The organism is Mycobacterium sp. 1081908.1 (genome assembly GCF_001673535.1).
Lineage (GTDB): Bacteria > Actinomycetota > Actinomycetes > Mycobacteriales > Mycobacteriaceae > Mycobacterium.
Genome location: NZ_LZLY01000057.1, coordinates 1 through 25,866 on the forward strand (window position 1 = coordinate 1; position 25,866 = coordinate 25,866).

Genomic DNA, 25,866 nt, shown 5'->3' on the forward strand with positions numbered 1-25,866 from the left:
GGCCTGTCCGTCGACGAGTCCAAGGAATTCACCGCCCAACTGGCGACCGGGGAGCACGCCGGCAAGGACGCGCAGGTCACCGTCACCGTCAGGTCGATCAAGGAACGCGAACTGCCCGAGCCCGACGACGAGTTCGCCCAATTGGCCAGCGAGTTCGACACCATCGACGAGCTGCGGTCCAACCTGCGCGACCAGGTGGCCCGGGTCAAGCGCGCCCAGCAGGCGGAGCAGATCCGCGACGCCACGATCGACGCGATCCTCGAGCAGGTCGAGGTGCCGCTGCCCGAGGCGATCGTGCGGTCCCAGGTCGACAGCGCCGTGCACAACGCGCTGCACAGCTTCGAGCACGACGAGGCCAAGTTCGCCGAGGCGCTGCGCGAGCAGGGCAAGTCGCGCCAGCAGTTCGAGGTCGACGCGCAGAACGCCGCCGAGTCGGACCTCAAGAGGCAGCTGTTGTTGGACGCGCTGGCCGACGAGCTGGAAATCCAGGTCGGGCAGGAGGACCTGACCGAGCGGCTCGTGATGACCTCCCGGCAGTACGGCATCGAACCGCAGCAGCTGTTCGCCTATCTGCAGGAGAACAACCAGTTGCCGGCCATGTTTGCCGACGTCCGCCGCGGGCTGGCCGTCGCGGCCGCGGTGGAGGCGGCGACGATCACCGACACCGACGGCAACGCCGTCGACACGAGCGAGTTCTTCGGCAAGCGCGCGGATGCCGACGAGGCCGACGAGACCGACGAGGCCGAGGCGGACGAGCCGGATGAGGACTCCGACGAAACCGATGAGGCCGACGACGAGGCGAAGTGACCCGCGATGACGCTGTGAGCGAACGCGCCCATTTCAGGGGGCGCGTGACCGGCACACGGTGGGCTTGGTTGGTTAGGGTCGGAACAGAGAAGAACTCGAGAAAGCAGGTAACCCAGTCGTGACTGACATGCGTTCGAACTCGCAGGGTCTCAACCTCACGGACTCGGTCTATGAGCGCTTGCTCTCCGAGCGCATCATCTTCCTTGGCTCAGAGGTGAGCGACGAAATCGCCAATCGGCTGTGCGCGCAGATCCTGTTGCTCGCCGCCGAGGACGCCACCAAGGACATCTCCCTCTACATCAACTCGCCGGGTGGATCGATCAGCGCCGGGATGGCGATCTACGACACCATGGTCCTCGCGCCCTGCGACATCGCCACCTACGCGATGGGCATGGCCGCATCGATGGGGGAGTTCCTGTTGGCGGCGGGCACCAAGGGCAAGCGCTACGCGCTCCCGCACGCGCGCATCCTGATGCACCAGCCGCTCGGCGGGGTCACCGGCAGCGCGGCCGACATCGCCATCCAGGCCGAGCAGTTCGCCGTCATCAAGAAGGAGATGTTCCGGCTCAACGCGGAGTTCACCGGCCAGCCGATCGAGCGCATCGAGGCCGACTCCGACCGCGACCGCTGGTTCACCGCCCAGGAAGCCCTCGAATACGGCTTCGTCGACCACATCATCACCCGCGCCGCTCACATCACCAACGGAGAAGCCCAGTGAATCCTGAAACCCAGCCCCAGGCGCGGTACATCCTGCCGTCGTTCATCGAGCACTCCAGCTTCGGCGTCAAGGAGTCGAACCCGTACAACAAGCTGTTCGAGGAGCGCATCATCTTTCTCGGCGTCCAGGTCGACGACGCCTCGGCGAACGACATCATGGCGCAGCTGCTGGTGCTGGAGTCGCTGGACCCGGACCGCGACATCACCATGTACATCAACTCGCCCGGCGGCGGGTTCACCTCGCTGATGGCGATTTACGACACGATGCAGTACGTGCGCGCCGACATCCAGACCGTGTGCCTGGGCCAGGCCGCGTCGGCGGCAGCGGTGCTGCTGGCCGCCGGGACGCCGGGCAAGCGCATGGCGCTGCCCAACGCGCGCGTGCTGATCCACCAGCCGTCGCTGTCCGGCGTGATCCAGGGCCAGTTCTCCGACCTGGAGATCCAGGCCGCCGAGATCGAGCGGATGCGCACGCTGATGGAGACCACGCTGGCCCGCCACACCGGCAAGGACGCGTCGGTCATCCGCAAGGACACCGACCGGGACAAGATCCTGACCGCCGAAGAGGCCAAGGACTACGGGATCATCGACACCGTCCTGGAGTACCGGAAGCTTTCCGCGCAGACGGCCTGACGTTTCGCCGAGCGTGCTCTCAGGGCGAGTTTTCGGCAGATTTTTCGCCCTGACGACACGCTCGGCGAACCTCGGCGATGTGCGACGGCCGCACCCGGCAGCAGCCGCCGACGATGCGCGCGCCGGCCGCGACCCACTGGGCGGCCGATTCCGGCGAGAACCGAACGGGTCCCGTCCACGCGCGGCCATCCCAGTGCTCGCCGCTATTGGGGTAGACGACCACCGGCTTGCCGGCGGCGCGGGCCAGCCCGATCGCGGGCAGCACGTCGTCGGGCGCGCAGCAGTTGACGCCGACCGCCACGATCTCCGGCACCCCGGCGGCCACCGCGAACGCCTCGGCCAGCGGTTGCCCGGCGCGGGTCGTCGTCCCGTCGATGGTGTAGCTGAGCCATGCCGGTACACCGACCGTGCGGACCAGATCGACCAGCGCCTCGGCCTCGTCGACATCGGGCACCGTCTCGCACGCCAACACGTCGGCTCCAGCGGCGGCCAGGATCTCCAGGCGGGGCCGATGCCACCGCCTCAGGTCGGCGACGGATAGGCCGTAGCGCCCGCGATATTCGGAGCCGTCGGCCAGCGCCGCGCCGTAGGGGCCGACGGAGGCGGCGACGATCAGCCCGGCCGCGCCGGCTTCGTCGCGCGCGGCCTTCGCCAGCTCGACGCTGCGGCGCAGCAGGCCGGCGGCTTCGGTCCGGTCGATTCCGCGGGCGGCGAACCCGTCGAACGACGCCTGATAGCTGGCCGTCGTCGCGATCGCGGCGCCGGCGCGGAAGAACGCGGCGTGCACGGCGGCGATCTCCTGCGGGGCGTCCGCGAGCAGCCGGGCCGACCACAGCGGGTCCGACAGGTCGTGCCCGCGCGCCTCCAGCTCGGTGGCCAGGCCGCCGTCGCTGATCAGTACGGACTCGGTTGGCCCTCCAAAACCGAAAGCCAATCCCACTCGCTAACTGTAGGGTGGTGCCAGCCCACTGGACTCGATCGGGTAACGAGCGCGACACGCCAAAAACACGGATTGCGCGTCTCGGCGAGTGGGGGGCACCGTCTGCCTATATGTTTCATGCAGACATACGACATGAATACCAACGACGCGATTCGGCGGTAATGGTCGCGAGGGGCCCGAGCAAGCGGGTAGCGTCGGGGAATACATGCGGCATAGCACGACGACGGCGAACAGGAAGTAGGCCCTCAGCACCATGGCGCGCATCGGAGACGGCGGTGACCTGCTTAAGTGCTCGTTCTGCGGGAAGAGCCAAAAACAGGTCAAGAAACTCATTGCTGGCCCCGGTGTGTACATCTGCGATGAGTGCATAGACCTCTGCAACGAGATCATCGAAGAGGAACTCGCCGACGCCGACGACGTCAAGCTCGACGAACTGCCCAAGCCCGCCGAGATCCGGGAATTCCTGGAGGGATACGTCATCGGGCAGGACACCGCGAAGCGGACCCTGGCCGTCGCCGTCTACAACCACTACAAGCGGATTCAGGCGGGGGAGAAGGGCCGCGACTCGCGCGCGGAGCCCGTGGAGCTGACCAAGTCCAACATCTTGATGCTCGGCCCCACCGGCTGCGGCAAGACCTACCTGGCCCAGACGCTGGCCAAGATGCTCAACGTCCCGTTCGCCATCGCCGATGCCACGGCGCTCACCGAGGCCGGTTACGTCGGCGAGGACGTCGAGAACATCTTGCTCAAGCTCATCCAGGCCGCCGACTACGACGTCAAGCGCGCCGAGACCGGCATCATCTACATCGACGAGGTCGACAAGATCGCCCGCAAGAGCGAGAACCCGTCGATCACGCGCGACGTCTCCGGCGAGGGCGTGCAGCAGGCGCTGCTGAAGATCCTGGAGGGCACCCAGGCGTCGGTTCCCCCGCAGGGCGGCCGCAAGCACCCGCACCAGGAGTTCATCCAGATCGACACCACCAACGTGCTGTTCATCGTCGCGGGTGCGTTTGCCGGCCTGGAGAAGATCATCTACGAGCGGGTCGGCAAGCGCGGGTTGGGCTTCGGCGCCGAGGTGCGCTCGAAGGCCGAGATCGACACCACCGATCACTTCGCCGACGTCATGCCCGAGGACCTGATCAAGTTCGGCTTGATCCCCGAGTTCATCGGGCGGCTCCCGGTGGTCGCCTCGGTCACCAACCTGGACATGGAGTCGTTGGTCAAGATCCTGTCCGAGCCGAAGAACGCGTTGGTCAAGCAGTACACGCGCCTGTTCGAAATGGACGGCGTGGAACTGGAGTTCACCGACGACGCGCTGGAGGCGATCGCCGACCAGGCGATCCACCGCGGCACCGGCGCCCGCGGCCTGCGGGCGATCATGGAAGAGGTCCTGCTGCCGGTGATGTACGACATCCCGAGCCGCGACGACGTCGCCAAGGTCGTGGTGACCAAGGAGACGGTGCAGGACAACGTGCTGCCGACGATCGTGCCGCGCAAGCCGTCGCGCAGCGAACGCCGCGACAAGAGCGCCTAGCACCTCCGCGCGTCCGTGCGGCGGACGTGACCAATACCACAGTTTTGATGTCTACGCACCAGTAGCCCACGCTGACTTCGGTGTTTAGCCGTAAATCCGCCGCATGCAATGCTTTCGAGACGCTCATACACCCCTTAAAGAAGTGCCATAATTGGTACTACCAGTGACACACAAGCTCAAGGGCCAGGGAGCGCCTCAACGGCGCGTAACCTAAAGCTCCGGCGCAGTGCCTATCCGGATAACGATTGGAAGGCGGATACGTGGATCCGAACGGCAACGGAGCCGCGTCTGATTCTCACAGTGGCTCCTCTGGGAATGGGTCGTCGGATCGCAAGCGCATAGAACAAGTTGTCATTCGATTCGCCGGCGACTCCGGCGATGGCATGCAGCTGACCGGCGACCGGTTCACCTCCGAGGCGGCCCTCTTCGGGAACGACCTCGCGACCCAGCCGAACTATCCCGCCGAGATCCGCGCCCCCGCAGGCACATTGCCCGGGGTTTCGTCCTTCCAGATTCAGATCGCCGATTACGACATCCTGACCGCCGGCGACCGCCCCGACGTCCTGGTCGCGATGAACCCGGCGGCGCTCAAGGCCAACATCGGCGACCTGCCGCGCGGCGGCATGGTGATCGCGAACTCCGACGAGTTCACCAAGCGCAACCTGACCAAAGTCGGCTACGTCACGAACCCGCTGGAGACCGACGAGCTGGAAGAGTACGTCGTGCACTCGGTCGCGATGACGACGCTGACGCTGGGGGCCGTCGAATCGATCGGCGCGTCGAAGAAGGACGGCCAGCGCGCCAAGAACATGTTCGCGCTCGGCCTGTTGTCGTGGATGTACGGGCGGCCGATCGAGGCCAGCGAGAAATTCATCCGCGAGAAGTTCGCCCGCAAGCCGGACATCGCGGAGGCCAACGTGCTCGCGCTCAAGGCGGGCTGGAACTACGGCGAAACCACCGAGGCGTTCGGCACCACCTACGAGGTCTCCCGGGCGTCGCTGCCGTCGGGCGAATACCGCCAGATCTCCGGCAACACCGCGCTGGCCTACGGCATCGTGACGGCAGGTCAGCTGGCCGGCATCCAGGTGGTGCTCGGCAGCTACCCGATCACGCCGGCGTCGGACATCCTGCACGAGCTGTCCAAGCACAAGAACTTCAACGTGATCACGTTCCAGGCCGAGGACGAGATCGGCGGCATCTGCGCGGCGATCGGCGCCTCCTACGGCGGCGCCCTCGGCGTCACCAGCACGTCCGGGCCGGGCATCTCGCTCAAGTCCGAGGCGCTGGGCCTCGGCGTGATGACCGAGCTGCCGCTGCTGGTCATCGACGTTCAGCGCGGCGGACCGTCGACCGGGCTGCCCACCAAGACCGAGCAGGCCGACCTGCTGCAGGCGCTGTACGGCCGCAACGGGGAGTCCCCGGTGGCGGTGGTCGCGCCGCGTTCGCCGTCCGACTGCTTCGACACCGCCATCGAGGCGGTGCGCATCGCGGTGTCCTACCACACCCCGGTGATCGTGTTGTCCGACGGCGCGATCGCCAACGGCTCGGAACCGTGGCGGATCCCGGACGTCGGCTCGCTGGAGCCGATCACGCACGCCTTCGCCAAACCCGACGAGCCCTTCCAGCCGTACAACCGCGACCCGGAGACGCTCGCGCGTCAGTTCGCCGTCCCCGGGACCCCCGGGCTCGAGCACCGCATCGGTGGACTGGAAGCGGCGAACGGCTCCGGCAACATCTCCTATGAGCCGGTCAACCACGACCTCATGGTCCGGATTCGCCAGGCCAAGATCGACGGCATCGCCGTGCCCGACCTGGAAGTCGACGATCCGAGCGGGGACGCCGAGCTGCTGCTGATCGGGTGGGGCAGCTCGTACGGGCCGATCGGCGAGGCCTGCCGCCGCGCGCGGCGCAAGGGCATCAAGGTCGCACACGCCCACCTGCGCCACCTCAGCCCCTTCCCGGCGAACCTGGGCGACGTGCTGCGGCGCTACCCGATGGTGGTGTGCCCGGAGATGAACCTGGGCCAGCTGGCGCTGATCCTGCGCGGCAAATACCTGGTCGACGTGCTGTCCGTCACCAAGGTTCAGGGCGTCGCCTTCCTCGCCGACGAGATCGGGCGCCTGATCCGCGCCGCGCTGGGCGGCACGCTGGCCGAAATCGAGCAGGACAAGAAGATGGTCGCCAGACTGGCGGCAGCAACGGTTGGAGCGGGAGCTAGCGAATGACCGACCTGATTGGCACGGACCTCGGGGTAAGCCCCAGGTTGACCAAGAACGACGGGGTCCCCCGGGTGTCCGCCGAGGACCAGCCGCAGAAGGCCAAGGACTTCACCAGCGACCAGGAGGTGCGCTGGTGCCCGGGTTGCGGTGACTACGTCATCCTCAACACGATCCGCAACTTCCTGCCCGACCTGGGGTTGCGCCGCGAGAACATCGTCTTCATCAGCGGCATCGGCTGCTCCAGCCGCTTTCCGTACTACCTCGAGACCTATGGGTTCCACTCGATCCACGGCCGCGCGCCGGCCATCGCGACCGGTCTGGCGCTGGCCCGCGAGGACCTCTCCGTGTGGGTGGTCACCGGCGACGGCGACGCGCTGTCGATCGGCGGCAACCACCTGATTCACGCGCTGCGCCGCAACGTCAACATCACCATCCTGCTGTTCAACAACCGGATCTACGGGCTGACCAAGGGCCAGTACTCGCCGACGTCGGAGGTCGGCAAGGTCACCAAGTCGACGCCGATGGGTTCGCTCGATCAGCCGTTCAACCCGGTGTCGCTGGCGTTGGGCGCCGAGGCGACGTTCGTCGGGCGCGCGCTGGACTCCGACCGCGCCGGGCTGACCGAGGTGCTGCGCGCGGCCGCCGAGCACCGGGGCGCCGCCGTCGTCGAAATCCTGCAGGACTGCCCGATTTTCAACGACGGCTCCTTCGACGCGCTGCGCAAGGAGGGCGCCGAAGAGCGGGTGATCAACGTCCACCACGGCGACCCGATCGTGTTCGGCGCCAACGGCGAATACTGCGTGGTGAAGTCGGGCTTCAGCCTGGAGGTGGCCAAGACCGCCGACGTGCGCGCCGACGAGATCGTCGTGCACGACGCGCACACCGACGACTCGACCTACGCGTTCGCGCTGTCCCGGCTTTCGGACCAGAACCTCGACCACACGGTGCTGGGCATCTTCCGCAACATCAGCCGGCCCACCTACGACGACGCGGCGCGCTCTCAGGTCCAGGCCGCCCAGGCGTCCAAGCCGTTCGACTCCGCCGCGCTGCAATCGCTGCTGCGCGGGCGCGACACCTGGACCGTCGACTGACGTGGCCGACCAGATGCCCGACACAGTGTCACTGGCCGGGGTGATAGTCGCTGGAGGTGAGTCGCGGCGCATGGGCCGCGACAAGGCCACCCTGCCCGGGCCCGGCGGAACCGGCACGCTCGCCGAGTACGTCGTCGGCGTCGTCTCGCAGCGCTGCGAGCCGGTGTTCGTGATGGCCGCCCCGGGGCAGCCGTTGCCGTCGCTGCAGGCTCGCGTCGTGCGCGACGAGGTGCGGGGGCTGGGACCGCTGCCGGCGACCGGGCGCGGACTGCGCGCGGCCGCCGAGTCCGGCGCCCGGCACGCATTCGTCTGCGCCGTCGACATGCCGCTGCTGAGCGCCGAACTCATCGACGACCTGATGCACCTCGCCACCGAGACCGACGCCGAGGTGGTATTGCCGTGGGACGGCCGCAGCCACTATCTGGCCGCGGTGTACCGCACCGACCTCGCCGATCGGATCGACGCGCTGGTCGCCGCCGGCGAGCGCAGAATGAGCGCCCTGATCGACGCCTCGGATGCCCAGCAGATCGTGCTGCCGGATTCGCGTCCGCTGACGAATGTCAACACCGACGCCGAGCTGCGCGCGGCGACGCAGACGCGCGTCTGACGGAAAGCGCTGCCGCCATTTAATTGGTGACCGAAGCGCTATTTCATTTATTTTTGGCGCGAATCCGCCATTGTTTGAAAAAAATTGCGGTTTATTATCGGCTCGTTCATCGTTATCTGCGGATGGCGTACCTCGCCGGACCTTCGAACTGTCTTGGCGCAGAGTGGTTTTCGGTCACCCTACCGATCAACGATGCACGCGGTCGCTCCGGAAATTCGCGGGCAGGCCGGCAAATTGCGCCCGGAGCTGCACGGCGCGTCGGCCGAACGCAAGGTCGATCGAAAGAGGCTGGGACGGTTGCGAATTGGTCTTAGATTACCAAATACGTTGTAGCACTCAAGCTTTCGTAAGGCGACTGTCTCGCTCGTCTGCATCGGCGTGTCGGAAGCGAAGTCGCGTATCTTGTTGTATCCTCCGCCAGTTCAACGCCACCCGCCCTGGCGCCAGTGCGCGCCCCCGGCTCGCCCGCGGCACCGGCAAACACGTGGGCCAGCTCACAAAAACGGCGTGATTCGGCTCACGGTTCGATTGCGATTCCGACGGATGGGCACGTTGCGGAAACGCGCGACTGACCTGCAGAAATGATTCCGCGATCGCGGTGTGATCGGTCCGTTACCCAACCGAGATATCTCTTTTCCCGAGATGACGAATGCGGCCGGGTTTCGTACGGTCCCTGGTAGCCCGAAACGGGTCAAACGAAAAGTAATCGAAAAATTGAATCACGGACCCGCGTGTGAGCGGGGCTGCGGCCGACATGGAAGCGCCGCGGCCCGGGGTTGTACCCCGCCGGGCAATCGAGCGCCCGCCGCTGTCGTGCCTGAACGAGACGGCACGTCCCAGAGCACCTTTTCGGCACCAACCAAGCACCTCGACCCACCGCGGTGGGTCTGCTTTGGCGCGCGCGCACCGCGAAAGGAAGAAATTTGAAGAACGTCCGCAAGACGCTCATCCTCGCCGCGATCTCCGGCACCCTGGTGACGGTGCCCTCCGCCACCGCCACCGCGGAACCGATGGGCTTTGACCCGAACGTTCCCCCCATCGGGGCCCCCGACGCACCTCCGCCCCCGGCCCCGGACGCCGCGGCGCCGGCGGCCTTCGACCCCAACGTTCCGCCGCCCGCGGCGGTCCCGGACGCCCTGGCGCCCGTTGACATGCCTCCCGCGCCGGCCCCGGCGGCCTTCGACCCGAACGTTCCGCCGCCGCCCCCGGCGCCGGACGCCCCGCCGCCGGCTCCGGTCGGCTTCGACCCGAACGTTCCGCCGCCGCCCGCGCCGGACGCCCCGCCCCCTCCGCCGGTTCACAGGGCGTACAGCGTGAACTGGGACGCGATCGCCCAGTGCGAGTCGGGTGGCAACTGGGGCATCAGCACGGGTAACGGCTTCTCCGGTGGTCTGCAGTTCACCTCGAGCACCTGGCACGCCAACGGCGGCTCGGGGTCACCGGCCAACGCCAGCCGTGAGGAGCAGATCCGGGTGGCCGAGAACGTGCTGCATTCGCAGGGCATCGGCGCCTGGCCGGTCTGCGGTCGCCGCGGCTGACCTTCGCCTTAGTAGAGGTACAAGTAGTGCCGGGCCCTCGGGTCCGGCACTACTTGTTTAGGGGGTTTGGTCGGGTAGCGTCGGCCCGGTGACCGCAACGCCGCGCGAATTCGACGTCGTCCTGTACGGGGCGACCGGCTTCGTGGGCAAGCTCACCGCCGACTACCTGGCGCGCGCCGGAGCAGGCGCCCGGATCGCGCTGGCCGGCAGGTCGCCGGACCGGCTACGCGCCGTCCGCGACACCCTGAGCGAATCGGCCCGGGACTGGCCCGTTCTGACCGCCGATGCTGCGTCGCCGTCGACGCTGGACGAGATGGCCGCCCGGGCGCGGGTCGTCGTCACGACGGTCGGGCCCTACACCCGCTACGGGCTGCCGCTGGTGGCCGCGTGCGCGGCGGCGGGCACCGACTACGCCGACCTGACGGGTGAGGCAATGTTCGTGCGCGAAAGCATCGATCTGCACCACAAGCAGGCCGCCGACACCGGTGCCCGCATCGTGCACGCCTGCGGCTTCGACTCGGTCCCCTCGGATTTGAGCGTGTACGCGCTGTACCGGGCGGCGCAGCGCGACGGCGCCGGGGAGCTGGGCGATACCCACCTGGTGGTGCGCTCCTTCGCCGGCGGCCTGTCCGGCGGCACCATCGCGTCGCTGCTGGAAGTCCTGGACACCGCCTCCAGCGACCCCGAGGCGCGCCGCCAGCTGAACGACCCCTACACGCTGAGCTCCGATCGTGGCGCGGAACCCGAACTCGGCCGCCAGCCCGACCTGCCGTTGCATCGCGGTCGCGACCTCGCGCCGGAACTGTCCGGCCTGTGGACCGCGGGATTCATGATGGCGCCCTACAACACCCGCATCGTGCGGCGCAGCAACGCGCTGCTGGACTGGGCGTACGGCCGGCGGTTCCGCTACGACGAGAACATGAGTGTCGGGTCGTCGGCCCTCGCGCCGGTGGCTTCGGCCGTCGTCACCGGCGTCGGCAACGCCACCTTCGGGCTGGGCAGCCGCTACTTCCGCTTCCTGCCGCGGCGCTTGGTGGAGCGCGTCGTCCCCAAGCCAGGCACCGGTCCGAGCGAGGCGGCCCGCGAGCGCGGGTATTACCGGATCGAGACCTACACCACCACGACCACCGGCGCCCGTTACGTGGCGCGCATGGAGCAGCGGGGAGACCCGGGCTACAAGGCGACCTCGGTGCTGCTGGGGGAGTGCGGCCTGGCGCTCGCGCTGGACCGCGACAAACTCACCGATCTGCTCGGCGTGTTGACGCCCGCGGCCGCGATGGGGGATGCGCTGCTGGCGCGTTTCCCGGCTGCCGACGTGTCGCTGCGGGTCGACCGGCTGGCCGGGTGACGCCGGCCACATCGGCTCGCGACACTGCAACCACGCACACGACGCGCCGACGAGGGTGTGCGTAGCTGCAGTCTGGGCGCCGCCAAGCCGGATTCGACCGCTTACTTGCGGGCCTCCGCGGATCCCTAGAATTGACCGGTGACCGCCACCCCCCACCCCGCCGCCGACCAGCTCCCCAAGTCGTGGGATCCGGCCGCGATGGAGGACGCGATCTACCAGAAGTGGCTGGACGCGGGCTACTTCACGGCTGACGCGAGCAGCACCAAGCCCGCCTACTCGATCGTGCTGCCGCCGCCCAACGTGACCGGCAGCCTGCACATGGGCCACGCGCTGGAACACACCATGATGGACGCCCTGACCCGGCGCAAGCGCATGCAGGGCTATGAGGTGCTGTGGCAGCCGGGCATGGACCACGCGGGCATCGCGACGCAGAGCGTGGTGGAAAAGCAGCTCGCGGTCGACGGCAAGACCAAGGAGGACTTCGGCCGGGAGCTGTTCGTCGACAAGGTGTGGGACTGGAAGCGGGAGTCCGGCGGCGCCATCGGCGGCCAGATGCGCCGGCTCGGCGACGGCGTGGACTGGAGCCGCGACCGCTTCACCATGGACGAGGGCCTGTCCCGCGCGGTGCGCACCATCTTCAAGCGGCTCTACGACGCGGGGCTCATCTACCGGGCCGAGCGGCTGGTGAACTGGTCGCCGGTGCTCGAGACGGCGATCTCGGACCTGGAGGTGAACTACGTCGACGTCGAGGGCGAGCTGGTGTCGTTCCGGTACGGCTCGCTCGACGACGCGCAACCGCACATCGTGGTCGCCACCACACGCGTGGAGACGATGCTGGGCGATACCGCGATCGCGGTCCATCCCGACGACGAGCGCTACCGCCACCTGGTCGGCACCAGCCTGCCGCATCCCTTCGTGGACCGTCCGCTGCTCATCGTCGCCGACGAGCACGTCGACCCCGAATTCGGCACGGGCGCGGTCAAAGTCACGCCCGCGCACGACCCCAACGACTTCGAGATCGGGCTCCGGCACGAGCTGCCGATGATCTCGATCATGGACACCAAGGGCCGGATCACCGACACCGGAACGCAATTCGACGGGATGGACCGCTTTGTGGCGCGGGTCGCGGTGCGCGAAGCGCTGGCGGCGCAGGGCCGGGTCGTCGAGGAGAAACGGCCCTACCTGCACAGCGTCGGGCATTCGGAGCGCAGCGGCGAGCCGATCGAGCCGCGGCTGTCGCTGCAGTGGTGGGTGCGGGTGGAGTCGCTGGCCAAGGCCGCGGGCGACGCGGTTCGCAACGGGGACACCGTGATTCACCCGGCCAGCCTGGAGCCGCGCTGGTTCGCCTGGGTCGACGACATGCACGACTGGTGCATCTCGCGGCAGCTGTGGTGGGGTCACCGCATCCCGATCTGGTACGGGCCCGACGGCGAGCAGGTGTGCGTCGGTCCCGACGAGGCGGCGCCGGAGGGCTGGGAGCAGGATCCCGACGTGCTGGACACCTGGTTCTCGTCCGCGCTGTGGCCGTTCTCCACGCTGGGTTGGCCGGCGGAGACGCCCGAGCTGGAAAAGTTCTATCCCACCAGCGTTCTGGTCACCGGCTACGACATCCTGTTCTTCTGGGTCGCGCGGATGATGATGTTCGGCACCTTCGTCGGCGGCGACGACGCGATCACGCTCGGCGGCCGGCGCGGCCCGCAGGTGCCGTTCACCGACATTTTCCTGCACGGGCTGATCCGCGACGAGTTCGGCCGCAAGATGAGCAAGTCCAAGGGTAACGTCGTCGACCCGCTGGACTGGATGGAGGCGTTCGGGGCCGACGCGCTGCGGTTCGCGCTGGCCCGCGGCGCCAGCCCCGGCGGTGACCTGTCCGTCGGCGAGGATGCGGTCCGGGCCTCGCGCAACTTCGGCACCAAGCTGTTCAACGCCACCCGCTTCGCGCTGCTGAACGGCGCGGCGCTGGCCCCGCTGCCGGCCCAGGCCGCGCTGACCGACGCCGACCGCTGGATCCTCGGGCGGCTGGAAGAGGTTCGCGCCGAGGTCGATTCGGCCTTCGACGGGTACGAGTTCAGCCGCGCCTGCGAATCGCTGTACCACTTCGCGTGGGACGAATTCTGCGACTGGTACGTCGAACTGGCCAAGACCCAGCTCGCCGAGGGGCTCGCCCACACCACCGCGGTGCTGGCCGCGGTGCTCGACACGTTGCTGCGGTTGCTGCATCCGGTGATTCCCTTCCTGACCGAGGCCCTGTGGCAGGCCCTGACCGGCGAGGAGTCGCTGGTGATCGCCGAGTGGCCCAAAACGTCGGGCATCACCCTGGATCCCGTTGCCGCGCAACGGATCGCCGACATGCAGCGACTCGTCACCGAGGTCCGCCGGTTTCGCAGCGACCAGGGCCTGGCCGACCGGCAGAAGGTGCCCGCGCGGCTGGCCGGCGTGGAAGCCTCCGACCTGAGCGGGCAGGTGGCGGCGGTGACGTCGCTGGCCTGGCTCACCGCGCCGGATCAGGCTTTTCAGCCGTCGGCGTCCGTGGAGGTGCGCCTGTCCGGCGGCACCGTCGTCGTCGAACTCGACACGTCGGGCACCATCGACGTCGCCGCCGAGCGCCGGCGCCTGGAAAAGGATCTGGCCGCGGCGCAAAAGGAGCTGGCGTCCACGGCCGCCAAACTGGGCAACGCGGACTTCCTGGCCAAGGCGCCCGAACAAGTCGTCGCCAAGATCCGCGACCGCCAGCGCGTCGCCCAGGAGGAAAGCGACCGGATCAACGCGAGGCTGGCCGCGCTGCAATGAGTGAGCCGCCCGAGCGGGCCCTGAGCGCTGCTCCCACACCGGATGAGATCGCGTCGCTACTGCAGGTCGAGCATCTGCTGGATCAACGCTGGCCGGAAACCAAGATCGAGCCCAGCCTGACCCGGATCACCGCCCTGATGGACCTGCTGGGGTCACCGCAGCTCGGGTACCCGTCGATCCACATCGCGGGCACCAACGGCAAGACCTCGGTGGCGCGCATGGTCGACGCACTGGTGACCGCGCTGCAGCGGCGCACCGGCCGGACCACCAGCCCCCACCTGCAATCGGCGGTCGAGCGCATCGCGATCGACGGCCTGCCGATCACCCCGGCCCGGTACGTGGAGACGTACCGCGAGATCGAGCCGTTCGTCCAGCTGGTCGACGCGCAGTCGCAGGCGGACGGCGGTCCGGCGATGAGCAAGTTCGAGGTGCTCACCGCGATGGCGTTCGCCGCGTTCGCCGACGCGCCGGTCGACGTGGCGGTGGTCGAGGTGGGCATGGGCGGCCGTTGGGACGCGACCAACGTGATCAACGCGCCGGTCGCCGTGGTCACCCCCATCGGCATCGACCACGTGGAATACCTCGGCGGCGACCTCGCCGGGATCGCCGGCGAGAAGGCCGGGATCATCCACCGGGCGCCCGACGGCGCCCCGGACACCGTCGCCGTCATCGCGCGCCAGGCGCCGGAGGCCATGGAGGCGCTGCTGGCACAAACGGTGCGCGCCGACGCCGCGGTGGCCCGCGAGGACTCGGAGTTCGCGGTGTTGGGCCGCCAGGTCGCGATCGGCGGGCAGGTGTTGCAGCTGCAGGGCCTGGGCGGGGTGTACTCGGACGTCTACCTGCCGCTGCACGGCGAACACCAGGCCCACAACGCGGTGGTGGCGCTCGCGGCGGTCGAGGCCTTCTTCGGGGCGGGCGCGCAGCGACAGCTCGATGTCGACGCCGTCCGGGCCGGTTTCGCAGCCGTCACCAGTCCCGGCCGGCTCGAGCGGATGCGCAGCGCGCCAACGGTATTCATCGACGCCGCCCACAATCCCGCGGGCGCGGCGGCGCTCGCCGACACGCTGGCCGGCGAGTTCGACTTCCGATTCCTGGTCGGGGTGCTCAGCATCATGGCCGACAAGGACGTCGACGGAATCCTCGCCGCGCTAGAGCCGGCGTTCGACTCCGTTGTGGTCACCCACAACGGCTCGCCGCGGGCGCTGGACGTCGAGTCGCTGGAGCTGGCCGCGCGCGAGCGGTTCGGACCCGAACGCGTGGTGACCGCCGACAACCTGCGCGATGCGATCGACGTCGCGACCGCCCTGGTCGACGAGGCGGCGGTCGACGGGGAGGCCGCCGGCACCGGAATCGTCGTCACCGGCTCGGTCGTCACCGCCGGGGCCGCGCGGACCCTGTTCGGTCGTGATCCCGCATGACCGCGCCGAGCCCGGACCCCTGGAAGAGCTTCGGCGGCGTGATGGCCGCGACGCTGATCCTGGAGGCGATCGTGGTGCTGCTGGCGATCCCGGTGGTGGGCGCCGTCGGCGGCGGCCTGAACGCCGCGTCGCTGGCCTATCTGATCGGCCTGGCCGTGGTGCTGATCCTGCTCGCCGGGCTGCAGCGCAGGCCCTGGGCGATCTGGGTGAACCTGGGCGTGCAGGTGGTTCTGCTCGCCGGTTTCGCGGTCTATCCGGGGGTGGGATTCATCGGCGTGCTGTTCACCGGGTTGTGGGCGTTGATCGCATACTTCCGGGCCGAGGTCCGGCGCCGTCAGTCGCCGCGAAGCTAACCGGCAATCCGTTCTGTACGCTGTCCGCCGTGACCGAACGGACCCTGGTACTGATCAAGCCGGACGCCGTCGAGCGGCATCTGATCGGCGAGATCATCGGCCGCATCGAGCGGAAAGGCCTCGCCATCGCGGCGCTGGAGCTCCGGCACGTCAGCGAGGAGCTGGCCGGCCAGCATTACGCCGAGCACGAAGGCAAGCCGTTCTTCGGATCGTTGCTGGAGTTCATCACCTCGGGTCCGGTGGTGGCGGCGATCGTGGAGGGGCCGCGCGCGATTGCGGCGTTTCGGCAGGTCGCGGGCGGTACCGACCCGGTGGGCAAGGCCACGCCCGGCACGATTCGGGGGGATTTCGGGCTGGAGACGCAGTTCAACCTGGTGCACGGGTCCGATTCGGCCGATTCGGCCAAGCGCGAGATCGCGCTCTGGTTTCCCGGAATCTAGCGTTTGCTGACCCGCGCGGATCAGGCGCGACGGGGCACTGGAAGTGATGTGGGATACTGACAGCGGGTGAACGTCGCCGGACCGGTGTCGGACACCCGAATGAAGACTTAGACAAGCGCGACCATCGCGATCCCGCGATGTTGCGCCGCATGTCAGGCCTACATTCAGTACGGCGCCGAGTGAGTTCTCCCTGAGCCGCTCGGGGCGAGACCATCACAAGCCTGGGAGAAGCGACCCGGGCCTATAGCGAAGCCCTCGCGTGGCCGCGTCGAAACGACGCGCCCGGGGGCTAAAGGAGAATACGTGGTAGACAGCGCACCACCCACAGACTCGTCACGAGAGCCGGCCCCGAATGAGGACCTGCCGGACCGCCTGAGAGTCCACCAGCTGGCACGCGCGCTGGGCAGCACCAACAAAGAAGTGCTGGCGGCGCTCAACGCGATCGACGGGCGGGACCGCAACGTGCACTCCGGCGTGGACCGTGAGGATGCACTCAAAGTGCGTGAACTGCTCTTCGCCCAACCCCTGCCGAACATCCCGGGGTTCAGCAGCGCGCCCGCCGCGCAACAACCGCTGCTGCTCGGAACCGCAAGCGCGGGAAGGGATTACATGCCGCTGTTCGTGGCGCCGCAGCCGGTCGAGACCGGCGGCGACCGCGACACCGACGCGGATGATTCGGCCGCCGACTCCGACGACTCCGACACCGATGACGACGATCAGGCCGACCGGCCCGCCAACCGACGGCGGCGGCGCGGCCGCCGGGGGCGTGGCCGCGGCCGCGGCGAACAGGGCGGCCCCGACGGCCAGGACGCCGACGAGGACGACTCCGACGACACCGACGAGGACGACTCCGACGCCGGCGACGACGAGAACGAGTCCGCGGAGGCCGCCAGCCGGCGCCGCCGCAGGCGGCGGCGGCGTAAGTCGGGGGCCGGTGACGACGGCGACGAGGGTCCGTCGCCCGACGACCCGCCGAACACCGTGGTGCACGAGCGCCCGCCGCGCAGCGGCAAGAACGGCAGCGACAACGGCAGCTCGAACGCCGAGATCAAGGGCATCGACGGCTCCACCCGGCTGGAGGCCAAGCGGCAACGCCGCCGCGACGGGCGGGACGCCGGCCGGCGCCGCCCGCCGGTGCTGAGCGAGGCCGAGTTCCTGGCGCGCCGCGAGGCCGTCGAACGGATGATGGTGGTGCGCGACCGGGTCCGCACCGAGCCGCCGCACCCCGGCGCGCGCTACACCCAGATCGCGGTGCTGGAAGACGGCATCGTCGTCGAGCACTTCGTGACCTCCGCCGCCTCCGCCTCGTTGGTCGGCAACATCTACCTCGGGATCGTGCAGAACGTGCTGCCTTCGATGGAGGCGGCCTTCGTCGACATCGGCCGCGGCCGCAACGGCGTGCTCTACGCCGGGGAGGTCAACTGGGAGGCCGCGGGGCTGGGCGGGTCCGACCGCAAGATCGAACAGGCCCTCAAACCCGGCGATTACGTCGTCGTGCAGGTCAGCAAGGACCCGGTCGGCCACAAGGGCGCCCGGCTGACCACCCAGGTCTCACTGGCCGGCCGCTACCTGGTCTACGTGCCGGGCGCGTCGTCGACCGGGATCAGCCGCAAGCTGCCCGACACCGAACGCCAGCGGCTCAAGGAGATCCTGCGCGAGGTGGTGCCGTCCGATGCCGGGGTGATCATCCGCACCGCGTCCGAGGGCGTCAAAGAGGAGGACATCCGCAAGGACGTCACCCGCCTACAGGAACGTTGGGAACAGATCGAGGCCAAGGCCGTCGAGACCAAACAGAAGGCGGCCGGCGCGGCGGTGTCGCTCTACGAAGAGCCCGACGTGTTGGTCAAGGTCATCCGCGACCTGTTCAACGAGGACTTCGCCGGCCTGATCGTCTCCGGCGACGAGGCCTGGAACACAATCAACGAGTACGTGAATTCCGTTGCGCCGGAACTGGTTTCGAAGCTCACCAAGTACGAGCCGGCCACCGGGCCGGACGACGGGAGCGGGCCGGACGTGTTCGCGGTGCACCGCATCGACGAGCAGCTCGCCAAGGCGATGGAACGCAAGGTGTGGCTGCCGTCGGGCGGCACGCTGGTGATCGACCGGACCGAGGCGATGACGGTCGTCGACGTCAACACCGGCAAGTTCACCGGATCCGGGGGCAACCTCGAGCAGACCGTCACCAAGAACAACCTGGAGGCCGCCGAGGAGATCGTGCGCCAGCTGCGGCTGCGCGACATCGGCGGCATCGTGGTCATCGACTTCATCGACATGGTGCTGGAGTCCAACCGAGACCTGGTGTTGCGCCGGCTGACCGAGTCGCTCGCCCGCGACCGCACGCGCCACCAGGTTTCCGAGGTGACGTCCCTGGGCCTGGTCCAGCTGACCCGCAAGCGGCTGGGAACCGGGCTCATCGAGGCCTTCTCGTCGTCGTGCCCCAACTGCGGCGGGCGCGGCCTGCTGCTGCACAGCGATCCCGTGGATTCCGCCCCGTCGAACGGGCGCAAGTCCGAATCCGGTGGCCGTCGGGGCAGGCGGTCGAAGAAGAAGGGGACCGAGGAGCCCACCGTGGCCAAGGTGCTGCCGGCCCACGCCCCCGGGGAACACCCCATGTTCAAGGCGATGGCGGCGGGCGCGTCCGGGCCGTCGGAATCGGCCGGCCAGGGTGACGAGGAACCCGAAGAGTCCGGCGAGGAACTCACCGCCCAGGTCGAAACCGAAACCGAGGAGCCCGCTACCGCGGTCCCGGCGGACACCGAGCCGGAGGACTTCGAGGACAACGGGGACGACAGCGACGACGAGGACGAGGACGACCTCGACGACGATGACGACGACCTCGATGACGAGGACCTCGACCTGGACGACGACGATGACGACGAGGATGACGAGGACGACGACGACCTCGACGACGACTCCGAGGACGGCGAGGACGCCCGGACGGCCGGCGACGCCGGACCGGCGTTCGGCCGTCCGCGCCGTCGCCGCGCGGCTGGCAGGCCGGCCGGCCCGCCGATCCACGTGGACTGACCTGGGCCACCGCGAGCGGTTACGCGGGCCGGTTTGACCCTGTAGCCGCTGGTCACGTACCCTTGGACAGTTGTCGTCAGGCCGAGCGACGAGGGTTCGGCCGGCGAGCGGGACATATGGGCCCGCGCCAAGCACCCACCACGCGCACCGCAGGTGGCTACGCGCGCGAAGCGAGAAAGAGGCAGGAGCAACGATGGCGACGTACGCAATCGTCAAGACCGGCGGCAAGCAGTACAAAGTCGCCGTCGGAGACGTCGTCAAGGTCGAGAAGCTCGACTCCGAGCCGGGTTCGAACGTGACGCTGCCCGTCGCCCTGGTGGTCGACGGCGCCAAGGTCACCAGCGACGCCGCCGCGCTGGCCAAGGTCGCGGTGACCGGCGAGGTGCTCGAGCACACCAAGGGCCCCAAGATCCGCATCCACAAGTTCAAGAACAAGACCGGCTACCACAAGCGTCAGGGCCACCGTCAGCAGCTGACGGTCCTGAAGGTCACCGGGATCAAGTAGCGAGGACCACATGGCACACAAGAAGGGCGCTTCCAGCTCGCGCAACGGCCGCGACTCCGCCGCGCAGCGGCTGGGCGTGAAGCGGTTCGGCGGCCAGGTCGTCAAGGCCGGCGAGATCATCGTCCGCCAGCGCGGCACCAAATTTCATCCCGGCGTCAACGTCGGGCGCGGCGGCGACGACACGTTGTTCGCCAAGGAATCCGGGGCCGTCGAGTTCGGGACCAAGCGCGGACGCAAGACCGTCAGCATCGTCGCGGCCGGGCAGACCGCCGACTAGGCGGCTACGCCCGGGCTCCGGCCCGCATCGGCGCCCGCGGTAGTTGAGAGGACCCTCGATGCCCCGGTTTGTCGATCGCGTCGTCATCCACGCGCGCGCGGGTTCCGGCGGTAACGGCTGCGCGTCGGTCCACCGCGAAAAGTTCAAGCCGCTCGGCGGGCCCGACGGTGGCAACGGGGGCCGCGGCGGCAGCATCGTCCTGGTCGTCGATCCGCAGGTGCACACCCTGCTGGACTTCCACTTTCATCCGCACGTCACCGCGCCCTCGGGCAAACAGGGCATGGGCAACAACCGCGACGGCGCCGCCGGCGCGGACCTGGAAGTCAAGGTCCCCGACGGCACCGTCGTCCTGGACGAACGCGGCCGCCTGCTCGCCGACCTGGTGGGAGCCGGCACCCGCTTCGAGGCAGCCGCCGGTGGCCGCGGCGGCCTCGGCAACGCCGCCTTGGCATCGCGCGCCCGCAAGGCCCCCGGCTTTGCCCTGCTCGGCGAGCCGGGCCAGGCCCGCGACCTGACGCTGGAGCTCAAGACGGTCGCCGACGTCGGCCTGATCGGGTTTCCCTCGGCGGGGAAATCCTCGCTGGTGTCCGCGATTTCCGCGGCCAAACCGAAGATCGCCGACTACCCGTTCACCACGCTGGTGCCCAACCTCGGTGTCGTCTCGGCGGGCGAGCACACCTTCACCGTCGCCGACGTTCCCGGGCTGATCCCCGGCGCGTCCGAGGGGCGCGGCCTGGGCCTGGAATTCCTCCGCCACATCGAGCGATGCGCGGTGCTGGTACACGTGGTGGACTGCGCCACCGCGGAACCGGGTCGCGACCCGATCTCGGACATCGACGCGCTGGAAGCGGAACTCGCCGCGTACACCCCGACGCTGCAGGGCGACGCGGCACTGGGCGATCTGGCTGAGCGGCCACGGGCGGTGGTGCTCAACAAGATCGACGTGCCCGAGGCGCGCGAGCTTGCCGAGTTCGTCCGCGACGAGATCGCCGAGCGTGGCTGGCCGGTGTTCCTGGTGTCGACGGTGAGCCATGTTGGGCTGCAGCCCTTGGTCTTTGGGCTCTGGCAGATGATCTCGGAGTACAACGCCGCGCGGCCCCAGATCGTGCCGCGCCGCCCGGTGATCCGTCCGCTGCCCGTCGACGACAGCGGCTTCACGGTCGAGCCGGACGGGCAGGGTGGGTTCGTCGTCACCGGCGCGCGGCCCGAGCGGTGGGTCGGCCAGACCAACTTCGACAACGACGAAGCGGTGGGTTATCTCGCCGACCGCCTCGCGCGCCTCGGTGTCGAGGAGGAGCTGCTGAAGCTCGGCGCGAAACCGGGCTGCGCCGTGACCATCGGGGAGATGACGTTCGACTGGGAGCCGCAAACGCCTGCGGGAGAACATGTTGCGTTGTCCGGCCGCGGCACCGACGCGCGGCTGGAACGCACCGAACGAATCGGGGCCGCCGAGCGCAAGGCCGCCCGGCGCCAGCGCCGCCAACACGGTGACGAAGAATGAGCGCCGGCGACGATGCAGAGCGAAGCGATGAGGAGGAGCGGCGCCATTGACTAGGCCTCGCGAAACCATCCGAACCGCGCGCAGTCTCGTGGTCAAGGTCGGGACCAACGCGCTGACCACGCCGTCCGGGGTGTTCGACGCCGGCCGGCTGGCCGGACTGGCCGACGCCATCGAGGCGCGGATGAAGGCCGGCACCGACGTCGTCATCGTGTCGTCGGGCGCCATCGCCGCGGGCATCGAGCCGCTCGGACTGTCCCGTCGCCCAAAGGATTTGGCGACCAAGCAGGCCGCGGCCAGCGTCGGCCAGGTCGCGCTGGTCAACTCGTGGAGCGCGGCGTTCGCCCGCTATGGCCGCACGGTCGGGCAGGTGCTGCTGACGGCGCACGACATTTCGGTGCGCGCCTCACACACCAACGCCCAGCGCACGCTGGATCGGCTGCGCGCGCTGCATGCCGTGGCGATCGTCAACGAAAACGACACGGTGGCCACCAACGAGATCCGGTTCGGCGACAACGACCGGCTCTCGGCGCTGGTGGCCCACCTGGTCGGCGCCGAGGCGCTGGTGCTGCTCTCCGACATCGACGGACTCTACGACTCGGATCCGCGGAAGACCAAGGGCGCCAGGTTCATCCCCGAGGTGTCCGGCGCGGCGGACCTGGACGGCGTGGTCGCCGGGCCGGGCAGCGACCTGGGCACCGGCGGGATGGCGTCGAAGATGTCATCGGCGCTGCTGGCGGCCGACGCCGGCGTCCCGGTGCTGCTGGCCGCGGCGACCGACGCCGCGACCGCGCTCAGCGACGCGTCGGGCGGAACGGTGTTCGCGCCCCGGCCGATTCGGATGTCGGCCCGCCGCTTCTGGGTGCGTTACGCCGCCGAGGCGGCCGGTTCGCTGACGCTGGACGAGGGCGCGGTGCGCGCGGTGGTGGGGCAACGCCGCTCGCTGCTGGCCGCCGGCATCACCATGGTCTCGGGCCGGTTCTATGCCGGGGACGTCGTCGAACTGCGCGGGCCGGACGCGACCATGGTGGCGCGTGGCGTGGTCGCCTACGACGCGACGGAACTGGCCACCATGATGGGCCGGTCGACCTCCGAGTTGCCCGGTGAGCTGCGCCGGCCGGCGGTGCACGCCGACGACCTGGTCGCGGTGTAGCGGGCTAACTGAGCGGGCTGCTGTTGTCCTGCCATGCGGCCGATTCGGGATGCGGCCACTAACGATATTGCTTTCGTCACAGTCGCGGGTCAGCGCGGCGGTATCGGCTCGAGATACAGCGCGCCCCAGATGATTTGAGCCAGGGACCCGGCCAGTTCGGCGTCGAAGCTCCCGGGAGCCGTCGGAAGGTTCTGCTGGCAGGCGCGCTCGACCATCCAGGTCAATGCGCTGGCCGTGGCGGTGGGGGGCAGCTCGGGGCGGATCGAGCCGTCGGCCTGGCCGTCCTCGATGACGCGGGTCACCCGGCCGGTGATCGCGGTCAGCAGATTTCGGTAGGTCGCCCCGACCACGGCGTCGTAGCCGGCCATTTCGTTCAGCGCGACGAGCACCGGTTGGTGGCGCCGGTAGTTTCCGATGATTCCGGCCATGGCCGCGCGGACGTCGTCGGGGTCGTGCCGCCAGGCCATGCTCCACCAGCGGTCCGCGCTGTCGGCGAGGTCGGCGAACACCTGGCCGGCCAGCCGGCGCAGCAGGTGGCCCTTGTCCTCGAAGTAGATGTAGAAGCTCGCGCGCGAGATGCCGGCCTCGCTCGACAGCCGGTCCACGCTGAGCTCGGTGAAACTGGCGCCGTCGCGCATCAGCCGCTCGGTGGCGTCCAGCAACCGGCGTTCCATGTCCTCGCGTCGCTGCTGCCGCCCGCGCTCGCGGTTGGCCTGCGGTTTTCGGGTGACCGACGGCATTCGCCCAGCATAACCCGGGGCTCAACAGGTTGACTAGACATAGTGTCTAGGCATATTGTCGTTCCCAACGTGTGATGGGGGTCATAGGCGACGGAGGGCCGACGATGACAGTGGCGAGCGGGGTCTCTAGCAGCCGTGCGTACGACCCGATCGACCTGTCGTCGCGCGCGTTCTGGTCCACCACCGCGGCGGACCGGGAGCGCTCCTTCGCGGTGCTGCGGGCCGAGCGCCCGGTGAGCTGGCATCCCCCGGTCGAGGACGCGCTCATGCCCGATCCGGCGGATCCGGGCTACTGGGCGGTCACCCGTCGCGCGGACATCGTCACGGTGAGCCGCAGCAACGAGGTGTTCCTGTCCGGCAACGGCGTGATGTTCGAGAACATCCCGGTGGAGTTGCTCGAGGCGTCGCAGTCCTTCCTGGCGATGGATCCGCCGCGGCACACCAAGCTGCGCAAGCTCGCCCACGCCGCCTTCACCCCCAGGCAGGTCCGCCGCATCGAGGAATCGATCCAGGCGAACGCAAAAACCATCGTCGAAGAGCTCCGGGCCGCGGGCAGCGGCGCCGATTTCGTCGACCTCTGCGCCAAGGAGCTGCCCATCCGCACGCTGTCGGACATGGTCGGGATCCCGGAATCCGAGCGGCAGCGCATGGCACACGCCACCGACGCCATGGTGTCCTGGGCCGACCCCGCCTACCTCGAGGGTCGGCACCCCATGGGGGTGCTGTTCGAGAACCAGACGTATGTGCATCAGGTCGCCGGCACGCTGGCCGCCGAGCGCCGCGAGCATCCCGGCGACGACCTGTTCAGCAGCCTGGTGAATGCCGAGGTGGACGGGGACCGGCTGACCGACGCCGACGTGGCGGCGTTCTTCGTGTTGCTCTCGGTGGCGGGCAACGACACCACCCGCCAGACCATCAGCCACGCGATGAAGGCCCTCACCGACTTTCCCGAGCAGCGGGCCTGGCTGCGCGAGGACTTCGACAACCGCATCGGCACCGCCGTCGAGGAGTTCGTCCGGTGGGCCACTCCGGTCATGACGTTCCGCCGCACGGCGGCAACGGATTTCGAACTCGGCGGCCAGAAGATCGCGGCGGGGGAGAAGGTGGTGATGTTTTACGCGTCCGGCAACCGGGACGAAGAGGCGTTCGACCATCCGGAGCGTTTCGATCTGAGCCGGAACCCCAACCCTCACGTCGGCTTTGGCGGGGGCGGGCTGCACTTCTGCCTCGGTGCCCACGTGGCCCGGGCGCAACTGCGGGCAGTGTTCGGTGAGTTGCTGCGCCAGTTGCCGGACATCCAGGCGGGCGAGCCGACCTACGTGGCGGGCAACTTTGTCCACGCCGTCCGCAGCATGCCGTGCACGTTCTAGCGCGCCGCCGTCGGGGACAACTCGTCGACTAGCAACGTCAACAGCTCGGAGCACCCGCCGTCGACCTTCACGGTGGCCAGGTCGTCGCCGCGGGTTGGGCCGCGGTTGACGATGGCGATCGGGATGCCCAGCGCGGCGGCGTGGCGCACGAACCGGTAGCCGGAGAACACCGTCAGCGACGAGCCGGCGACCAGTAGCGCGTCCGCCTCGTCGATCAACGAATATGCCTTAGTGACAACGTCTTTGGGGACGCTCTCGCCGAAGTAGACGATGTCGGGCTTGAGCATGCCGCCGCAGCGCGGGCAGTCGAGGTAGCGGAACGACGCGGTGTCGGCGACGACGGCGTCGGCGTCGGGGGCCACCGCCAGCCCGCCCACCGCCTCGGCGCGCTCGACGAACCCCGGGTTGAGCGCCTCGAGTTGTTCGGCGAGCGCGGCGCGGCTCATCCCGTACCGGCAACTCAGGCAGACCACCCGCGCGTAGGTGCCGTGCAGGTTGACGACGTTTCGGCTGCCGGCCTTGGTGTGCAGCAGGTCGACGTTCTGGGTGATCACCCCGGTCACCACCGCGGCGCGCTCGAGCGCGGCCAGCGCGCGGTGCCCGGCGTTGGGTGCGGTGTCGTCCATGTGCCGCCACCCGACGTGGTTGCGCGCCCAGTACCGCTGCCGGAACAGCGGATCCGAGGTGAACTGGCCGATGGTCATGGGGTTGCTCGGCGGCGAATCGGGGCCGCGGTAGTCGGGGATGCCCGAGTCGGTGGACATCCCGGCACCGGTCAGGACCGCGACCCGGCGGCCGGCGAGCAGCACGACGAGTTCCGGCGATTCCGCGCGGCTGGGGGTCACCCGTTCGAGGGTACCG

At 69.0% G+C, this 25,866-nt stretch carries 21 protein-coding genes and 1 pseudogene; 19 read left to right on the top strand and 3 right to left on the bottom strand.

The genetic code is table 11. The annotated features are described in order from the left end of the window. The 3 genes and pseudogenes from A5655_RS08110 to clpP2 form a co-directional block, all read left to right on the top strand. Positions 1-807 (top strand): annotated as a pseudogene (locus tag A5655_RS08110) (trigger factor); the annotation flags it as partial. Positions 808-934: 127 nt separating this feature from the next. Continuing rightward, the gene (gene clpP1 / locus A5655_RS08115; protein ID WP_066941837.1) at positions 935-1,525 is read left to right on the top strand and encodes an ATP-dependent CLP protease proteolytic subunit ClpP1; all 591 of its coding nucleotides are present in this window, start codon (positions 935-937) and stop codon (positions 1,523-1,525) included. Beyond that, positions 1,522-2,157, top strand: coding sequence for an ATP-dependent CLP protease proteolytic subunit ClpP2 (gene clpP2 / locus A5655_RS08120; RefSeq protein WP_067007947.1), 636 nt, complete (start codon positions 1,522-1,524; stop codon positions 2,155-2,157). The genes clpP1 and clpP2 overlap by 4 nt, the downstream gene beginning before the upstream one ends. A 19-nt stretch (positions 2,158-2,176) precedes the next feature. Here clpP2 and mmuM read toward each other — a convergent pair whose 3' ends face one another. After that, positions 2,177-3,097 (bottom strand): homocysteine S-methyltransferase, encoded by a 921-nt coding sequence (gene mmuM / locus A5655_RS08125; RefSeq protein ID WP_197508628.1) that lies wholly within the window; start codon positions 3,095-3,097, stop codon positions 2,177-2,179. A 253-nt stretch (positions 3,098-3,350) separates the two neighbouring features. Here mmuM and clpX point away from each other — a divergent pair, with 253 nt between their 5' ends. From clpX to proB, 15 genes are all read left to right on the top strand, one after another. Then, complete coding sequence (gene clpX / locus A5655_RS08130; protein ID WP_067007949.1) at positions 3,351-4,631, top strand: ATP-dependent Clp protease ATP-binding subunit ClpX; 1,281 nt, start codon at positions 3,351-3,353, stop codon at positions 4,629-4,631. A 260-nt stretch (positions 4,632-4,891) separates the two neighbouring features. Further along, the gene (locus A5655_RS08135; protein ID WP_156764767.1) at positions 4,892-6,856 is read left to right on the top strand and encodes a 2-oxoacid:acceptor oxidoreductase subunit alpha; all 1,965 of its coding nucleotides are present in this window, start codon (positions 4,892-4,894) and stop codon (positions 6,854-6,856) included. Beyond that, positions 6,853-7,941: a 2-oxoacid:ferredoxin oxidoreductase subunit beta gene (locus A5655_RS08140; protein WP_067007953.1), complete on the top strand. Its 1,089-nt coding sequence runs from the start codon at positions 6,853-6,855 to the stop codon at positions 7,939-7,941. The genes A5655_RS08135 and A5655_RS08140 overlap by 4 nt, the downstream gene beginning before the upstream one ends. A gap of 13 nt (positions 7,942-7,954) precedes the next feature. Further along, entirely contained in the window at positions 7,955-8,548 is a 594-nt protein-coding gene (gene mobA, locus A5655_RS08145) for a molybdenum cofactor guanylyltransferase (protein ID WP_067008114.1), read from the top strand. A 923-nt stretch (positions 8,549-9,471) separates the two neighbouring features. After that, positions 9,472-10,086, top strand: a complete 615-nt coding sequence (locus A5655_RS08150) for a transglycosylase family protein (RefSeq protein WP_067007956.1) — start codon at positions 9,472-9,474, stop codon at positions 10,084-10,086. Positions 10,087-10,174: 88 nt separating this feature from the next. After that, a complete protein-coding gene (locus A5655_RS08155) occupies positions 10,175-11,434 on the top strand; it encodes a trans-acting enoyl reductase family protein (protein ID WP_067007958.1) in 1,260 nt (419 codons plus the stop codon). A gap of 138 nt (positions 11,435-11,572) precedes the next feature. Then, positions 11,573-14,224 (top strand): valine--tRNA ligase, encoded by a 2,652-nt coding sequence (locus tag A5655_RS08160; protein ID WP_067007960.1) that lies wholly within the window; start codon positions 11,573-11,575, stop codon positions 14,222-14,224. Next, complete coding sequence (locus tag A5655_RS08165; RefSeq protein WP_067007962.1) at positions 14,221-15,642, top strand: folylpolyglutamate synthase/dihydrofolate synthase family protein; 1,422 nt, start codon at positions 14,221-14,223, stop codon at positions 15,640-15,642. The genes A5655_RS08160 and A5655_RS08165 overlap by 4 nt, the downstream gene beginning before the upstream one ends. Continuing rightward, the gene (locus A5655_RS08170; RefSeq protein WP_067007965.1) at positions 15,639-15,995 is read left to right on the top strand and encodes a DUF4233 domain-containing protein; all 357 of its coding nucleotides are present in this window, start codon (positions 15,639-15,641) and stop codon (positions 15,993-15,995) included. The genes A5655_RS08165 and A5655_RS08170 overlap by 4 nt, the downstream gene beginning before the upstream one ends. Positions 15,996-16,024: 29 nt before the next feature. Then, positions 16,025-16,435 (top strand): nucleoside-diphosphate kinase, encoded by a 411-nt coding sequence (ndk, locus tag A5655_RS08175; RefSeq protein WP_067007967.1) that lies wholly within the window; start codon positions 16,025-16,027, stop codon positions 16,433-16,435. Between the two features lie 303 nt (positions 16,436-16,738). Beyond that, a complete protein-coding gene (locus tag A5655_RS08180) occupies positions 16,739-19,462 on the top strand; it encodes an Rne/Rng family ribonuclease (protein ID WP_067007970.1) in 2,724 nt (907 codons plus the stop codon). A gap of 193 nt (positions 19,463-19,655) precedes the next feature. Beyond that, entirely contained in the window at positions 19,656-19,967 is a 312-nt protein-coding gene (gene rplU / locus A5655_RS08185) for a 50S ribosomal protein L21 (protein ID WP_067007977.1), read from the top strand. 10 nt (positions 19,968-19,977) lie between these two features. Next, positions 19,978-20,244, top strand: a complete 267-nt coding sequence (gene rpmA, locus A5655_RS08190; protein ID WP_067007979.1) for a 50S ribosomal protein L27 — start codon at positions 19,978-19,980, stop codon at positions 20,242-20,244. A 58-nt stretch (positions 20,245-20,302) separates the two neighbouring features. Beyond that, a complete protein-coding gene (gene obgE, locus A5655_RS08195; protein WP_067007982.1) occupies positions 20,303-21,745 on the top strand; it encodes a GTPase ObgE in 1,443 nt (480 codons plus the stop codon). Between the two features lie 46 nt (positions 21,746-21,791). Continuing rightward, positions 21,792-22,895: a glutamate 5-kinase gene (gene proB, locus A5655_RS08200; protein ID WP_067007985.1), complete on the top strand. Its 1,104-nt coding sequence runs from the start codon at positions 21,792-21,794 to the stop codon at positions 22,893-22,895. 89 nt (positions 22,896-22,984) lie between these two features. Here the strand turns inward: proB and A5655_RS08205 are convergent, their stop codons facing one another. Next, positions 22,985-23,635, bottom strand: coding sequence for a TetR/AcrR family transcriptional regulator (locus A5655_RS08205; protein ID WP_067007988.1), 651 nt, complete (start codon positions 23,633-23,635; stop codon positions 22,985-22,987). Between the two features lie 104 nt (positions 23,636-23,739). On the opposite strand from A5655_RS08205, the gene A5655_RS08210 reads away from it, so the two are divergent. After that, a complete protein-coding gene (locus A5655_RS08210) occupies positions 23,740-25,005 on the top strand; it encodes a cytochrome P450 (RefSeq protein ID WP_067008117.1) in 1,266 nt (421 codons plus the stop codon). Here the strand turns inward: A5655_RS08210 and A5655_RS08215 are convergent. Next, positions 25,002-25,850, bottom strand: a complete 849-nt coding sequence (locus A5655_RS08215) for a Sir2 family NAD-dependent protein deacetylase (RefSeq protein ID WP_067007990.1) — start codon at positions 25,848-25,850, stop codon at positions 25,002-25,004. The genes A5655_RS08210 and A5655_RS08215 overlap by 4 nt on opposite strands. Between the last annotated feature and the right edge of the window lie 16 nt (positions 25,851-25,866).